This window comes from Streptomyces sp. NPDC001450 (assembly GCF_053597295.1).
In genome coordinates this window covers 279,631-294,755 of the sequence record NZ_JBSFHY010000006.1, presented here as the reverse complement: position 1 = coordinate 294,755, position 15,125 = coordinate 279,631, and the positions used below count along the sequence as shown (strand labels likewise).

10 protein-coding genes are annotated in these 15,125 nt (G+C 71.0%); 4 read left to right on the top strand and 6 right to left on the bottom strand.

The annotated features are described in order from the left end of the window. The 3 genes from ACWC5O_RS09145 to ACWC5O_RS09135 all read left to right on the top strand — a co-directional run. On the top strand, window positions 1–5,259 hold a 5,259-nt coding region (locus ACWC5O_RS09145), incomplete at its 5' end, for an amino acid adenylation domain-containing protein (RefSeq protein WP_450780939.1). A 57-nt stretch (window positions 5,260–5,316) separates the two neighbouring features. Next, entirely contained in the window at window positions 5,317–6,309 is a 993-nt protein-coding gene (locus ACWC5O_RS09140) for a class I SAM-dependent methyltransferase (RefSeq protein ID WP_450585557.1), read from the top strand. Between the two features lie 270 nt (window positions 6,310–6,579). After that, on the top strand, window positions 6,580–7,011 hold the full coding sequence (locus ACWC5O_RS09135; RefSeq protein WP_450585559.1) for an ASCH domain-containing protein: 432 nt from the start codon (window positions 6,580–6,582) through the stop codon (window positions 7,009–7,011). A 158-nt stretch (window positions 7,012–7,169) separates the two neighbouring features. On the opposite strand, the gene ACWC5O_RS09130 is transcribed toward ACWC5O_RS09135, so the two are convergent. The 5 genes from ACWC5O_RS09130 to ACWC5O_RS09110 form a co-directional block, all read right to left on the bottom strand. Further along, window positions 7,170–7,745 carry a rhodanese-like domain-containing protein gene (locus tag ACWC5O_RS09130; RefSeq protein WP_450585560.1) on the bottom strand — a complete coding sequence of 192 codons (576 nt, stop codon included), beginning with the start codon at window positions 7,743–7,745 and terminating at the stop codon, window positions 7,170–7,172. 277 nt (window positions 7,746–8,022) lie between these two features. Continuing rightward, window positions 8,023–8,766, bottom strand: a complete 744-nt coding sequence (locus ACWC5O_RS09125; protein ID WP_450585561.1) for a sulfite exporter TauE/SafE family protein — start codon at window positions 8,764–8,766, stop codon at window positions 8,023–8,025. Further along, window positions 8,763–9,128 carry a rhodanese-like domain-containing protein gene (locus tag ACWC5O_RS09120; protein ID WP_450585563.1) on the bottom strand — a complete coding sequence of 122 codons (366 nt, stop codon included), beginning with the start codon at window positions 9,126–9,128 and terminating at the stop codon, window positions 8,763–8,765. The genes ACWC5O_RS09125 and ACWC5O_RS09120 overlap by 4 nt, the downstream gene beginning before the upstream one ends. A gap of 46 nt (window positions 9,129–9,174) precedes the next feature. Further along, on the bottom strand, window positions 9,175–10,533 hold the full coding sequence (locus ACWC5O_RS09115) for an MBL fold metallo-hydrolase (protein WP_450585565.1): 1,359 nt from the start codon (window positions 10,531–10,533) through the stop codon (window positions 9,175–9,177). A gap of 206 nt (window positions 10,534–10,739) precedes the next feature. Continuing rightward, window positions 10,740–11,969: an FAD-dependent oxidoreductase gene (locus ACWC5O_RS09110; RefSeq protein WP_450585567.1), complete on the bottom strand. Its 1,230-nt coding sequence runs from the start codon at window positions 11,967–11,969 to the stop codon at window positions 10,740–10,742. A gap of 501 nt (window positions 11,970–12,470) precedes the next feature. Here ACWC5O_RS09110 and ACWC5O_RS09105 point away from each other — a divergent pair. After that, window positions 12,471–14,564, top strand: a complete 2,094-nt coding sequence (locus ACWC5O_RS09105) for a SpoIIE family protein phosphatase (protein WP_450585569.1) — start codon at window positions 12,471–12,473, stop codon at window positions 14,562–14,564. Here the strand turns inward: ACWC5O_RS09105 and ACWC5O_RS09100 are convergent. Beyond that, complete coding sequence (locus ACWC5O_RS09100; RefSeq protein ID WP_450585570.1) at window positions 14,559–14,954, bottom strand: MarR family winged helix-turn-helix transcriptional regulator; 396 nt, start codon at window positions 14,952–14,954, stop codon at window positions 14,559–14,561. The two genes, ACWC5O_RS09105 and ACWC5O_RS09100, sit on opposite strands and share 6 nt — an antisense overlap. Window positions 14,955–15,125 lie beyond the last annotated feature (171 nt).

Genomic DNA, 15,125 nt, shown 5'->3' with positions numbered 1-15,125 from the left:
GAGTCGCTGTGCGCGCTGTTCGCCGCGGTACTCGGACTCGACCGGGTCGGCGTCGACGACAACTTCTTCACCATCGGCGGCCATTCGCTGCTGGCGACCAAGCTGGTCAGCCGTATCCGTGCCGTGCATGGCGTGGAGATCCCGATCCGGCTGGTCTTCCAGGCGCCCACGGTCGCCGAGCTGGCGGAACACCTGACGACAGCGAGCACCGGCCGACCGCCACTGGTCGCCCAGGTCAGGCCGGAGCGGTTGCCGGTCTCCTTCGCGCAGCAGCGGCTGTGGTTCATCCACCGGTTCGAGGGTCCGTCGGCGACGTACAACGTCTCGCTGGCGCTGCGGATGCGCGGTGACCTCGACGCGGTCGCCCTTCGTGGCGCCCTGCGCGATGTGGTCGTGCGGCACGAGTCGTTGCGCACCGTCTTCGGCGAGGATGCCGGGCAGCCGTACCAGCAGGTCGTCCCGCCGACCGCGATCCAGGTGCCTTGGGAGGAACGCGAGGTCACCGAGGCCGAACTTCCCGACGCGCTGCGGGAGGCGGCGCGCCTGCCGTTCGACCTGGCGACGGAGATCCCGATCCGTGCGTGGCTGTTCCGGCTCAGCGAGCTGGAGTCGGTGTTCCTGATCGGCGCGCACCACATCGCGTCCGACGGCTGGTCGGCCCGCCCGTTGGCGAAGGACCTCATCTCCGCCTACGAGGCCCGCCGTGACGGCCGGACCCCGGAGTGGGAGCCGCTTGCGGTGCAGTACGCGGACTACACCCTGTGGCAGCGGAACCTGCTCGGGGACAGTGACGCCCCGGACAGCCTGTACCGGCGTCAGCTGGACTACTGGACGAACCACCTGGCCGGCCTGCCGGAGGCCATCGAGCTGCCTGCCGACCGGTCACGGCCGGCGGTGGCGTCCTTCGAGGGCGACCTGGTTCCGATCGAACTCGACGAGGAGCTGACCGAGGGCATCCGGAGGGTGGCCCGCGAGACGGGCGCCACGGTGTCGATGGTGCTGCAGGCGGGGCTCGCGGCGCTGTTCACCCGGCTGGGCGTGGGCACGGACGTGCCGATCGGTTCGCCCATCGCCGGACGCACCGACGAGGCGCTCAACGGACTGGTCGGCTTCTTCGTCAACACCTGGGTGCTGCGCGCGGACACCTCCGGCGACCCCGGCTTCGCCGAACTCGTCGGCCGGGTAAGGGAGCGGAGCCTGGCCGCCTACGACCACCAGGACATTCCGTTCGAGCACCTGGTCGAGGTCCTGAACCCGGTGCGCTCGACCGCGCACCACTCGCTCTTCCAGGTGCTGCTGGTGCTGCAGAACAACGCGGCAGCGGAGTTCACCCTGCCGGGCCTGAGCGTGACCGAGGAGCTGTTCAGCCCGGGTGTCGCGCACTTCGACCTGTCCATCAACCTCGGCGAACAGGACGACGACGGAGCGCGGGCCCGGATCGAGGGCTTCGCCGAGTACGCGACCGAACTGTTCGACGCCGGCACGATCACCACGATGCTCGACCGCTGGGTCCACTTCCTGCGCCAGGTGGTCGCCGCACCGGACACGCCCATCGGGTCGGTGGACATCCTCGCGGGCAGTGAGCGCGCGACCCTGGACCGGTGGGGTGGTCAGGGCCGGGACGCAGGGTTCGAGGCCGGCACCGTTCATGAACGGTTCTCCGCCACGGCCGCCACGACCCCGGACGCGACCGCGCTGGTCTGCGCGGACGGCACGCACAGCTGGACCTACGCGGAACTGGACCGCTGGTCCAACCGCATCGCGCACCACCTCCGGGCGAAGGGCGTACAGCCGCACAGCCGCGTGGCGCTGGTGCTCGACCGCTCACCCCTGCTGGTCGCGGCCATCCTCGGGGTGCTGAAGACGGGAGCCGCGTATGTTCCGGTCGACCCCGCCTATCCGCTCGAGCGCATCGAGTTCATGCTCGCCGATCTCACCCCCGCCGTCACCGTGGACGAGGGTCTCGCCGACGAGGACCTACACGGGTGCCCGGACTCGCCGCTCGACATCGGCGTCGGGGAGCACAGCGCCGCGTACGTGATGTACACCTCCGGCTCCACCGGCCAGCCCAAGGGCGTCGAGGTGACCCACCGGAACGTGGTCGACCTCGCGCTCGACGACTGCTGGGCGGACGGGACGTACCGCCGCGTCCTGATCCACTCGGCGCACACGTTCGACGCGGCCACCTACGAGCTGTGGGTGCCGCTACTCAACGGTGGCACCGCTGTGGTCGCGGCCGCCGGTCAGCTGGACACCGCGGTGCTGGCCGCCGTGATCGCGGAGCGTGGAATCACCGACGTGTGCCTGACCACGGGTCTGTTCGCCGTGATGGTGGAGCAGCACCCGGAGTGCTTCGCGGGCGTGGCCGAGGTGTGGGCGGGTGGTGAGGTCATGCCGCCCTCCGCCGTCCGTCAGGTTCTCGACGCCTGCCCCGGCCTCACCGTGGTGAACGGGTACGGGCCGACGGAGACCACGGCGTTCGCCGCCAGGTACCGGCTCGCCTCGGTCGACGACTGCACCGACCCGGTGCCGATCGGTGGCCCCATGCAGGGCACCGTGCTGCATGTCCTGGACGAGCGCCTCCAGCCCGTGCCGCCCGGCGTGGTCGGGGAGCTGTACATCGCGGGCGCCGGCGTCGCTCGCGGGTACGCGGGCCGGCCGGGCCTGACCGGGGGCCGGTTCGTCGCCGACCCGTTCGGGTCGCCCGGGGCGCGCATGTACCGCACCGGCGACCTGGTGCGCTGGAGCTCCACAGGGCACCTGGAATACGTCGGCCGGGTGGACGACCAGATCAAGATCCAGGGTTTCCGTGTGGAACCGGGCGAGGTCGAGGCGGCGCTGCGCAGGCGTGAGGGCGTGGCACAGGCGGTCGTGGTCGGTCGCGAGGACCGGCTGGGTGAGCGGCACCTCATCGCCTATGTGGTGCCCGAGGCGTCGGGATCGTCCGACGACGAGGCCGACCAGCAGGTCGGGGAGTGGCGCGAGATCTACGACTCCGTGTACGGCGACACCGAGGTGGACCTGGGCGGAGTCGGCGACGACTTCACCGGGTGGAACAGCTCCTACACCGGACAGGCCATCCCGCTGCCCGAGATGCGGGCCTGGCGTGACGCCATGGTGGGGCGGGTGCGCGCCCTGCGCCCGCGGCGAGTGCTGGAGATCGGTGTCGGCTCGGGCCTGCTGCTGGGACCGCTCGCGCCGGAGGTGACGGAGTACTGGGGCATCGACTTCTCGGCCCCCGTCATCGAGCGGCTGCGCGCCCAGGTCCGCGCCGACCGGCGGCTGGCGGACAAGGTGACCCTGCGCTGCGGGCCCGCCGACGAGCCGGGCGACCTGCCCACCGCGCACTTCGACACGGTGATCCTCAACTCGATCGTGTCGTACTTCCCGGACGCCGACTACCTCGCCAGGGTGCTCGACATCGCGCTGGCCAGGCTGGCCCCGGGCGGGCGGATCGTCGTCGGTGACGTCCGCAACTACCGAACCCAGAAGGGGTTCACCGCGGCGGTCCACCGCTCGCGGCACCCGGACGACCGGGCCGCCGCCGTGCAGGCCGCGGTGTCCCGCGCGCTCCTGGACGAGAAGGAACTGGTCATCGATCCGGAGTACTTCACACAGTGGGCCGACGCGCACGCGGACGTGGTCGCCACGGACATCCGCCTCAAGCAGGGCAGCCATCACAACGAGCTGACCCGCCACCGCTACGAGATCGTGCTGCACAAGGGACCGAACCGGGCCCTGGACCTCGCGGACCTGCCGGTGGCGACCTGGGGAAGCGACGTCCACCAGCTGGCCGACGTGGCCACCGCGCTCGCGCGGCACGGGCGTGTCCGGCTCACCCGGGTGCCGAACGCCAGGCTGGCCACCGAGGCCGGCGAATGGGGCGGCCCGATCGACGACCGGGGCACGCTCGACCCCGCCGAGCTGGAGGCCTGGGGCACCGCACAGGGGCTCGCGGTGTACTGCACCTGGTCGCCGGAGTCGGCGGAGCACTTCGAGGCGGTCCTGCTGCCCGACGTCGACGCCCCCGTCTGCGACGGCGTGTACCGGCCCGCGTCGAGGCCGTCCGGGCGGCTCGTCAACACGCCCGCGGTCTCCGGCCGTGCGTCCCGGCTGCCGTCGCAGCTGCGCGACGAACTGACCCGCGAACTGCCCGCGTTCATGGTGCCGAGCGAGATCATGCTCCTCGACCGGCTGCCGCTCACCAAGAACGGGAAGGTGGACCGCGCCGCACTGCCCGACCCCGACCCGACCGGCGGTGAGTACCGCGCCCCGCGCACACCGCGCGAGGAGGCACTGGCCGGGTTGTTCGCCGAGGTGCTCGGCCTGGACCGGATCGGCATCGACGACGACTTCTTCGCCTGCGGCGGCCACTCGCTGAGGCTGACCCGCCTGGTCTGGCAGATCCACGAGAAGCTGGGCATGGAGGTCCCGATCCGGACGGTGTTCCAGTACCCCACGGTGGCCGAACTGGCGGAACAGCTGTCCGCGGACGCGGAGGTGACCTTCGAGGACCCGTTCGCCGCCCTCCTGCCGATCCGCACCGAGGGGGACAGGCCCCCGCTGTGGTGGCTGCATCCCGGTGGCGGCCTGAGCTGGCCCTATCTCAGCTTCGGCCGGCACATCGACCAGTCCTGGCCGCTCTACGGCATCCAGGCGCGCGGCTTCGACGGGGTCACACCCCGGGCGACCTCCATCGAGGACATGGTCGACGACTACGTGAACCAGGTGCAGGACGTCCAGCCGAGCGGCCCGTACCACCTGCTCGGCTGGTCCTTCGGCGGCACCCTGGCCCACGCGATGGCCGCGGAACTGCAGCGCCGCGGAGAGGAGGTGGCACTGCTCGCGCTGCTGGACTCGGCACCCGCCAGCCATTTCGCCGACCTCGAACTCCTGGATGAGGACATGGTGCGCATGTTCCTCGTCAACTACATGGGCCACCTCAAGGGAATGGAGGAGTACGAGTTCCTGGTCAGCACCGCTTCGGAGATCTTCATCGAGCACCTGGAGCAGATGCGGCGCTACACCTCGCCCCGGTACCGCGGCGATGTCGTCTTCTTCAACGCGCTCCTCGACCCGGAGACCCACGACAAACGCCACCTGGACGCGGAGATGGACGTGCTGTGGCACGAGTACGTCGACGGTCACGTGCAGCGCTTCGACGTCGCCTGCGCCCACAACGAGATGTACTGGCCGCGCAACGCGGCCGAGATCAGCCGTGTCATCAACCGCGTGCTCCGGGAGGCCATGAACGGATAGCCCGAGCGGGACGAAATTCCGACAGTGATCCAGCAATTACTGAAAGGAACACAGTAGATGACTGCGAACCAGAACCCGGCCCGCGAGACGGCAGCGGACGCGGCGGGAGCGGCAGCGCTGTTGGAGATCGGCGACCGGATCGGGGTGCTGCCCCACATCGACAAGGGCCAGCGGGTCGACGTCGAGCAGCTGGTGTCGGCGACGGGGCTGCCGAGGCAGGGCGTGGCGAACTACCTGGAGGCCCTGACCTCGGCGGCGCTGGTCGTCGAGTCGGACGGGACGTACCAGGTGGCGGCGGACTTCGACCAGATCCTGTACGAGTCCGGCTACCTGTCCTGGGCGCTCAACGCGAACCGGCCGTTCGTGGAGAACGCGGTGGAGTTCCTCACCGACAACGTGGCCGCCGGCAAGCGGCACAGCCGCGACGGCCGGCAGGTCGCCGTCAGCTCGCAGTGGATGGGTTCGTTCGGCTTCTATCCCGTGGCGCTGCAGACCATCCTCGACGCCCGTCCGTCGCACGTGGTCGACCTCGGCGCGGGCACCGCCCGGCTGCTCATCGAGATCATGCTGACCCTGAAGGACACCACGGCCGTGGCGCTCGACCTGGACGCCGAGGCGTGCCGGGAGGCACAACTGGCGGCCGAGCGAGCGGGCGTGGCCGAGCGGATCACCGTGTACGAGCGGTCGATCCAGTCGGTGGCCGGCGACCCGACGCCGGTGAAGGACGCCGACGTGGTGCACGCCGGGTTCGTCTTCCACGACATGATGCCCGAGGAGGAGGACATCGCCGACCGGACCCTGGCCGCCTGCCGGGACGCGCTGCGGCCGGGCGGCATGATGGCGCTCACGGAGGCCGTGCCGTATGTGCCCGACCCGAGGGAGCGCCGGTTCAGCGCCATCGTGACGTACTACCACCAGCAGTTCATGCGCCGACGGCTGCTCACCGAGCGGGAGTGGACCGACAAGCTGCTGGCGGCCGGCTTCTCGGACGTCCGGTGCCTGCCGCACCGGTTCCCCACGGGCCGGCTGTTCATCGCGAAGAAGCACTGACCCCACACCTGGCCGGCCGGGCCGCGCCGGTTGGAACCGGTGCGGCACGTCTTCGCCCGCGTGAATGGCAGGGGCCGGGCTGAGCGTAACCCTCAACGATCCACCGAATCCCCGGCGGAGCGCCTCGTAGCGGGGGTCGCCAGGGGCGACCTCGGTGGCCGCACGGGCGCGGAACAACACCGCCCCCGCGCGCTCTCACGCGCCGGGTGCCGGCAGCGAGCGGGGACGGAGTCCCTTGATCGACGCGACCGGGCTTCGTACCCTCGCCCGATGGGACACGACGACCTCCCGACTCTTGAACTCGCCTTTCCCGGGCCGGAGCGTGACCGGGGTGTGGCGGCGATTCTGAGGGGTGAGAAGACGGCACTGACGGGCCTCCTGGAGATCTACGAGCATGCCGGAGAGGCAGTGCCGCAGACCGGACAGCGGTTCTCCGTGCTGGATTCCGAGGGCCGTCCGGCCGTCACCATCGAGCTTGTCGACGTACGGGTCGTTCCCATGAAGGAGATCGACGACGACTTCGCGCGAGCCGAGGGCCGCGGCTACTCCGACGTGGCACAGTGGCGGGCGGCCCACGAGGAGTTCTTCCAGAGCGATGGCGTGAGCGAGTTCCTGGGCCGCACCCCCGTGGTCGACGATGACACTCTCGTCGTCGCCGAACGCTTCCGAGTGGTCGAGTTCGACGACCCGGGGAGTCCGTGACCCGCGTCGACTCGAAGAGGGTCCCGGAGCCGGACAAACCATGTGAGTGCCCAGACTGCTGCCGGTCGTAGGCACTCACTGCTGGCTGCGACCAGCGCGGTTGACTCGTAGCGGACGGCGAGCTCGAAGCCGCTGAGGCGGGTGCGCGGGTCGCGTGGTCAGTTGCCGCGCAGGCGTGCCAGCGTCGCGTCGAGGTCGGCCTTGCGGGGCCGGTTGTACGGGAGCTTGGCGAGCATGGCGGCCATACCGCAGGTGTTGGTCACGGCGGAGTAGACAAGACCGCCGGCGATGCCGGCGGACAGCAGCCGGAAGGCCGGGTGAAGCACCTCGCCCAGAGCCAGGCCGAGCAGGACCACCGAGCCCGCGACAAGGCGGACCTGGCGCTCCATGCCCCACGTCGCCGTCCGGGCCCCCTCGGGGCGGTGCAGGTCATGGCCCTGGGCGGCCCAGGCGCCGGTGCCTCCGGCGAGCGTGGCGGTGTGGATGCCGTTCCCCGCGAGTATCCGACACGCGTTCTCGGAGCGGGCGCCTGAGGCGCAGACGACGAGGACCTCGCCGCGCCGGGCTGCGGTGCGGATGTCGGGCAGCGCCCGGTCGAGCTGGTCCAGGGGGATGTTCAGGGCGCCGGGGACGTGACCGCCGGCGTACTCGCCGGGGGTGCGTACGTCGATGACGGTGAGTTCGTGCAGGCGGCTGCGGGCCTGGCCGGGGTCGAGGGCGGTGGGGGTGGTCATGGCGAATGTCGTCCTTGGGTGTCGAGGGCGCCCCGGGTGGGGGAGCGGGTTGTACCCCGTGGGGTGTCTGTGAGGTGTGGCCGTGGAACTCGATCCGGCGGGTGCGGAGCTGCGGTCGGTGTCGTGATCGCGAACGGACTGCAGCATCGTTCGGTCGGTGCGGACAACTGCAGGGAACCCGGTGCGGACCGTGAGCAGGTGCGCGGCGGCCGGAGAAGCTCTTCCTCTCCCTGGCCCGACGCCCTGTCGCCCCGGTGCCCGAACTCCGCCGACATGGTCAGACGAGCACATCGACGAGCATGAAGGCGGCGACCGCGAGGAGCACGTAGGCGAAGATCCGCTGGAGTGTCGTGCCCTTGATCCTGCGGGACAGGCGTTTGCCGTCCCAGGCGCCCAGGATCGCCGCCGCGGTGAACGGTGCGATGACCGCCCAGTCCAGCTGCGTGCCGGTGCCGGCGCGGGCGGCGAGAGCGGCCAGGGAGTTGATCGTGATGACCAGCAGGCTGGTACCGACCGCCCGGCGCATGGTCAGTCCGAGCACGCTCACCAGCGCGGGCACGGCGAGGAAACCGCCGCCCACGCCGAGCAACCCGGTGACCGCGCCGAGGCCCGCGCCCGCCGCTCCGGCCTTGCCGGGGTGTACCTTGCCGGACGGCTCGGTCCGCGCGGGCCGCAGCATGCGCAGGGCGGCGAGCGCGGCTATGACGGCGAAGGCGCCGGTCAGCATGGACTCGGGCAGATGGCCGGAGGCGGCGCCGGTGATCATCGCGGGCACGATGCCCGCCGCGGCGAAGAGCAACCCCGTGCGCCAGACGACGTTGCCGTCGCGGGCGTGGGCGATCAGTGCCGTGACCGAGGTGAGGCTGACGATGACCAGGCTGGCCGTCGTCGCCTCCGCCGGGGTGAAGTGGAGCAGGTAGATCAGTGCGGGTACGGCGAGGACGCTGCCGCCCCCGCCGAGGCCGCCCAGGGCCAGGCCGATGACGGCACCGGCGACGAGCGCGAGGATCAGAGCGGTCATGCTATCGAGCCGTTGTTCCCGCGTTCGTCGACGACCGGGTGACCGGCGGCGGCCCACGCCTGCATGCCGCCCTTCACGTCGACGGCGTCGGCGCCGCGTGCGACCAGCAGTTCGGCGGCCTGCTGCGAGCGGCGCCCGCTGCGGCAGATCACCACCAGCGGCCGTGCCTGGGCCACGCTGGGCAGTGCCTCGCCGGCTGCCAGTCGGGACAGCGGCGCGTGGACGGCGCCGGGCGCGTGCCCGGCCCTCCACTCGAGCTGCTCGCGTACGTCCAGCAGGACGGCCACGGCGTCGGCGCCCTGGGTGCGCCGGCGGGCCTCGTCCACGGTGACGCGGTCTGCGCCACGACGGAAAAGAGACATCACACAACCTCTCGGAAAGTTCTGCGGGTTGTCCGAACTCGTCGGCTCAGCCGGTGACGACGGTCAGCCCGGCGCCCTCGGCGGCGTCGAAGCCGTCGTCGACGGCCACGACGTCACGGCCCGCGGCGTCCAGCAGCGAGGCGGCGATGCCGGCCCGCATCCCGCCGGCGCAGTGCACCCAGACGGTTCCGGCCGGCACCTCGCCGAGCCGCTTGTGCAGCTGGTGGATCGGGATGTGGACCGAGCCCTCGATGTAGCAGGCGGCTCGCTCGGAGTCGCGCCGTACGTCCAGGACGACGATGCCGTCCGTGCCGTGCTCGGCCAGGCCGGCGAACGTGGAGCGGGGGAAGGAGGCGAGGCTGTCACCCTCGGGCACCCATTCCTGTGGTGTGCCGGTCGCGGCGGCGGCGGGCCGGTCGATGCCGACCCGGACGAGTTCGCGCTGGGCGGCGGCCAGTTGCTCGGGGGACTCGGCGAGCAAGGTCACGGGCTTGCCCCACGGGACCATCCAGGCGAGGTACGTGGCGATCTTGCCGTCGGCCTCGAAGTTGAAGGACCCGGCGACATGGCCCTCGGCGAACGCGACCCGGTTGCGCAGGTCCACGACCCACTCACCGGCCGCGAGCCGGGCGGCTATCTCGTCGGCGTCCGCGACGGCCGGCGGGGTCAGGTCCACGGGTGCGGGGCCAGCGGCGTTGGCCGGACCCATGTGCGTGTAGTAAGCGGGGATGTCGTCGAGATCGGCGAGCAGCCGCGCGACGAAGGAGTCCACATCCGTGGTCAGCGCCGTGTTGGCGGACTTCTCCTTGCCGATGGTGGTGGCGTCCCCCTCGGCCTGCGCCGAGGAGCAGAAGCTGCCGAAGCCGTGCGTGGGCAGTACGGACGTCTCGTCCGGAAGCTCGGCCGCCAGGCGGTGTGCGGAGGCGTGCTGAGCGCGGGCCAGCTCCTCGGTCAGCCGCGGCTCGACCAGGTCCGGCCGGCCCACCGTGCCGATCAGCAGCGATCCGCCGGTGAACGCAGCCACCGGCTGTCCCTCCTCCTGCAGGACGTAGGAGGTGTGGTGCGGGGTGTGGCCGGGTGTGGCAACGGCGCGCAGCTCCAGCCCGCTGTCGATGGTGACGGTGTCGCCGTCGGCCACCGGAACCCGCGCGAACGAGACGCGCGCCTTTGCCGGGACCAGGTAGGCGGCTCCGGTCACCCGGGCCAGCTCCAGCCCCCCGGTGACGTAGTCGTTGTGTATGTGGGTCTCCACCACATGCGAGATCCGCACCCCGCGACGCGCGGCCACTGCCAGTACTTGGTCGAAGTCGCGCGGCGGGTCGACGGCCACGGCCGTCTGCCGGCCGCCGGCGAGGTAGCTGCGGTTGCCGAGGCCCTCGAGGTCAATGGTGTCGATGAAGAACACGGAGATGTTTCCTTCCCACTGGAATTACCCCCTGGGGTATATGCACACCATAACATCAATACCCCGGGGGGTATTTCCAGGGGTGTGGCTCACGGGCGGGCCGCGTCGGCTGCTGTCCGCCGTGGTGCGGCCCACCGCGTCTGCGGGTGCGTGGAAGACCGGCCCGGGTCGGGGGAAGCCCGGGCCGGTCGATCAGGGGCGGCCGGTCAGAGGCGGCCGGTCAGCATGCCGTGCCAGTACACCTGCGGCAGGACGTACCGCTTGAAGGCCCACATGTCGCGCCGTTCCTTGAAGGTGTCGATCAGCGGGAAGGTGGGCGAGGGCTTCAGGTCGTAGTCGAACTCGGCCAGGAGCATCCGGTTGCGGGCGGTCACCAGCGGACATGAGGTGTAGCCGTCGTACTGGCGCGCCGGGCTCCTGCCGTTCATCACGTCGAGCAGATTGGCGGCCACGACCGGAGCCTGCTTGCGTATGGCCGCACCGGTCTTGGAGGTCGGCAGGTTGGCCACGTCGCCGAGCGCGAACACGTTCGCGTACCGCGGGTGCCGCAGCGTGTGCTTGTCGGCGGCGACGAACCCCAGAGGGCTCGCGGGGTCGGCGAGCGGGCTGTCCTTGACCCAGTCGGGCGCGCTCTGCGGAGGGACGGCGTGCAGGAGATCGTAGGGAAGCGTCTCCTCGGTGCCGTTCGCGTGGTCGGCGAGGACGACCTCGCGGCGGTCCCCGTCCACGGCGGTCATCTCCGACCGAAGCCGCACCTCGATGCCGTACCGGTCGGCCACCTGTTCCAGAGTGCGGGCCCATTCGGGCACCTTGAACAGGACGGCATCGGGAATGACGAGGATGACCCGGATCCGGTCCAGGACCTTCTGCCTGCGCCAGTGGTCGGCGGCCAGGTACGCGATCTTCTGCGGTGCTCCGCCGCACTTCAGTGGCGTCGCCGGATGAGTGAAGACGGCCGTGCCGGAGCGCATTCCTTTGATCAGCTCCCAGGTGCGCGGCGCGTACTCCGGCGCGTAGTTGCTGCACACCCGGTCGCGTCCCACCGCCTCGGCGAGACCGGGCACGGCATCCCAGTCCAGTTGCAGTCCGGGTGCCATGACGAGGTACTCGTAGGAGAGTTGGGCGCCGCCGGACAGCGTGAGAGTGCGAGCGTCGGGATCGACGGCGAGGGCGTACCGGCGTATCCAGCGCACTCCGTCCGGAATGACGGAGGCCTCGGCGCGCCGGGTGCTGCGCAGGGGCGCCTGGCCACCGCCGACCAGGGTCCACAGGGGTTGGTACCAGTGGCTGTCGGACGGCTCGACGAGGGTGATGTCGGTGACGCCGGCGCGGCGCAGGCGGGCGGCGACGCTGATTCCGGCACTGCCGCCGCCGATGACGGCGACGCGGTGCCGGCCGGTGATCGTCTCGCTGCGGGGCGAGGGACTGGCGACCATGGTGGTAGTCCTTCCCGTCCGGCCCTGGGGCCGTGAGGCGGATGGTTGTGTCGTTGCGCCGATGCCTGCGGTGCCGGTGCGAACCAGCCTCGGCAAGGGCGCATTGAAGAGTCGTGCCGGCGCGCGCCGGGTGCCTCTCGGTGGGGGCCGCAGCCTCGGGCGGGCCCCTCCACGCGCCGGTAGTTGCCTCCTCAAATACCCCCTGGGGTTTATTGACGGCGAGGCTACGGCGGTCCAGGGAGGTGGGTCAAATACCCCAGCGGGTATTTGCCTGTCAGGCAATTCCATATCGCGACACTGGGCGATATGGACCTTGGCTGGGGCTGGGGCCGGGCCGCTCGCCCGCGCGGCTGCTCACTCACCGACATGTAGGGCCGGCAGTCGCCGACGGGAACTGATCCCACGCTCGCCGGGCGACCTGCGTGGGTGGGCAAAGAGCGGTAGACAGGAGACAGGACTGGGGGGTGGGGGTGTCCGTCACCGGACCGTGGAGGGCTGATCGTGTCCACGCCTATGGAGCAGCCGCCTCATCGCGCGGGGGAGGCGATGGTGGAGGAGGCGTTCACGCAGTGCCATCTGCCTGTGGCGATCTGCGACGCCGAGCTGCGGATCCTGCGGGCAAGCAGTGGCATGGTCCATGAGGTCGGCCTGACCGAAGAGCAGATGCGAGGTCGGCGGCTCACGCAGTTCATGCCCGGCTCCGCCTACGAGGAGGTGGAAGGGGGGATGCGCCGGGTGTTCAAGACGGGCGCGGCCGAGCACCTGGAGATGTACGCCGACGCCCGGGCCGAGCCTGGTGAGCGGATCTGGTCGGTGACTTTGTCCCCGCTGAGGGACGCGGTCGGTCGGGTCCATCGTGTGCAGTTCACCGCGGTGGACACCACCGCGGAGTACGGGGCACGGGAGCGTCTTGCCCTGCTGAACGAGGTCAGTGCCCGGGTGGGCAGCACGCTGGACGTGGCGCAGACCGCACAGGAGATGGCCGATGTGGTGGCAGGCCGGCTGGCCGACTTCGTCACCGTCGACCTGCTGGACTCGCTTTTCCGCGGTGTGGAGCCCAGGCCGTCCGGTGAGGGCGTGGCCCTGCTCCGTGCTGCACACCAGTCGGTCCTGCCGGGCGTCCCCGAGTCGGTGATCAGGGTCGGCGAGGTGGACTACTACCCCCAGTCCTCGCCGCCCGCCCGCGTCCTGGCCACCGGCCGGTCCTCCCTCCATCGCTCCTTGGACCAGGACATCGTGCGGTGGGCGACGGGCGACCCCCAGCGGGCCCGGGTGGTCCACGCCCACGGGGTCCACTCCGTCATCGTGGTGCCGCTGAGCGCCCGCGGCATCACCCTGGGTGTGGCCGTGCTCGTCCGTCATCGACGCCGGGCTCCCTTCACCGAGGACGATCTGTTCCTCGCCGAGGAGATCGCGGCACGTGCCGCCGTCGCCGTCGACAACGCCCGCCGCTACACCCGTGAGCGCACCACCGCAGTGGCCCTGCAACGGAGCCTGCTTCCGCACCAGCTGGCGGAGCAGGAGGCGGTGCAGGTGGCTTCCCGCTACCTTCCTGCCCGCTCCCTTGCCGGGGTGGGCGGCGACTGGTACGACGTGATTCCGCTGTCCGGGGCCCGGGTGGCGTTGGTCGTCGGTGATGTGGTGGGCCACGGCCTGCGCGCGTCCGCCACCATGGGGCGGCTGCGAACCGCGGTGCGCACGCTGGCCGATGTCGATCTGCCCCCCGACGAGCTCCTTGTCCATCTGGACGACCTGGTCACCCACCTCGCGGCGGAGGAGGAAACGGCCGCCGATCAGGATCTGGAGATCGTCACCGACCTCATCGCCACGTGTCTGTACGTGGTCTATGACCCGATCTCGCGCCGCTGCACCGTCGCCAGCGCCGGTCATCCCCCGCCCGCGGTCGTCGCTCCGGACGGCACCGTGGACTTCCTCGACGCGCCGCCCGGCCCTCCGCTGGGCATGGGCGGGCTGCCGTTCGAAGCCGTGGAGCGGGAGCTGCCCGCAGGGAGTCTGCTCGCCCTGTACACCGACGGCCTGACCGAAGCCGGCGGCCGGGACATCGATGCGGGACTCCAGAAGCTGCGGCGGGCCTTGGCCAGGCCCGCCGACCGGCTGGAGGAGGTGTGCGAAGCCGTCCTGGACAGTCTGCTCTCCGGCCAGCTCACGGACGACGTCGCCCTGCTCATCGCCCGCACCCGTGCTCTGGACTCCAGCCAGGTTGCCACCTGGGACCTGGTCGGCGACCCCGCGGCCGTGGCCGGCGCTCGTACCGAGGCCGCCCGCCAGCTTGCGGTCTGGGGGCTGGAAGAGATCGCCTTCACTGCCGAGCTGGTGGTCAGTGAGCTGGTCACCAACGCCATTCGCTACGGCGGCCCGCCCATCCAACTGCGCCTGATCCGCGACACCGCGGTCATCTGCGAGGTGTCCGACAGCAGCAGCGCCGCGCCCCACCTTCGGCGGGCCCGCACCTTCGACGAAGGCGGACGCGGTCTGATGCTCGTCGCCCAGCTCGCCCGGCGTTGGGGAACCCGCCACAAAGCTGCCGGCAAGACCATCTGGGCGGAGATAGCCCTTCCCGAAGGGTGGTCATGACAGCGCGGATCGGGCGGCGCGAGGCTGCATCTCACTGCTCCCCGAGCCGTCCGCCGGCTCGCCGAGACTTTCCGCCAGCTGAAACATGGCGGGCAGTGCGTTCGTGATGGCTGCCCGGGAGTTGTCGTCGAGCGCGGCCAGGGCGGCGCCGATACGGCGTTCGTGCGCGGTGGTCCAGGCGGCGAGCTTCTCGCGGCCCGCGTCGGTGAGGGCGACGACGGAGGCCCGACGATCGGCTGCGTCGACATCGCGTGCGACCAGCCCAACGGTGATCATCTGGCTGATCAGCCCGCTGACCGTGCTCGGAGCCAGTCGCCGGCGGGCGGCGAGTTCACTGATGCTTGCGGGAGAGCGCTCACCGAGCACCTGAAGCAGCTCGACCTGCGCCATGGGGAGGGCCTCCCACGGGTAGTCGTGCGGATTGTGCCGTCTCGGTCCGCTCCTGCCCGGGCGGGCTTCGCCTTCCTGGCCGGCTCCGGCTGTGGCTGGAACTGCTCTGCACCGGCCTGCTGCACGTGAACATCGAGTGGACACGGGCATCGTGACGACCAGTCGGCCCTG

Excerpts from the sequence above, each read along its gene's own strand:
- ACWC5O_RS09140 (WP_450585557.1), top strand. The coding sequence starts at position 5,317 with ATGACTGCGAACCAGAACCCGGCCCGCGAGACGGCAGCGGACGCGGCG.
- ACWC5O_RS09135 (WP_450585559.1), top strand. The coding sequence starts at position 6,580 with ATGGGACACGACGACCTCCCGACTCTTGAACTCGCCTTTCCCGGGCCG.
- ACWC5O_RS09130 (WP_450585560.1), bottom strand. The coding sequence starts at position 7,745 with ATGACCACCCCCACCGCCCTCGACCCCGGCCAGGCCCGCAGCCGCCTG.
- ACWC5O_RS09125 (WP_450585561.1), bottom strand. The coding sequence starts at position 8,766 with ATGACCGCTCTGATCCTCGCGCTCGTCGCCGGTGCCGTCATCGGCCTG.
- ACWC5O_RS09120 (WP_450585563.1), bottom strand. The coding sequence starts at position 9,128 with ATGTCTCTTTTCCGTCGTGGCGCAGACCGCGTCACCGTGGACGAGGCC.
- ACWC5O_RS09110 (WP_450585567.1), bottom strand. The coding sequence starts at position 11,969 with ATGGTCGCCAGTCCCTCGCCCCGCAGCGAGACGATCACCGGCCGGCAC.
- ACWC5O_RS09100 (WP_450585570.1), bottom strand. The coding sequence starts at position 14,954 with ATGGCGCAGGTCGAGCTGCTTCAGGTGCTCGGTGAGCGCTCTCCCGCA.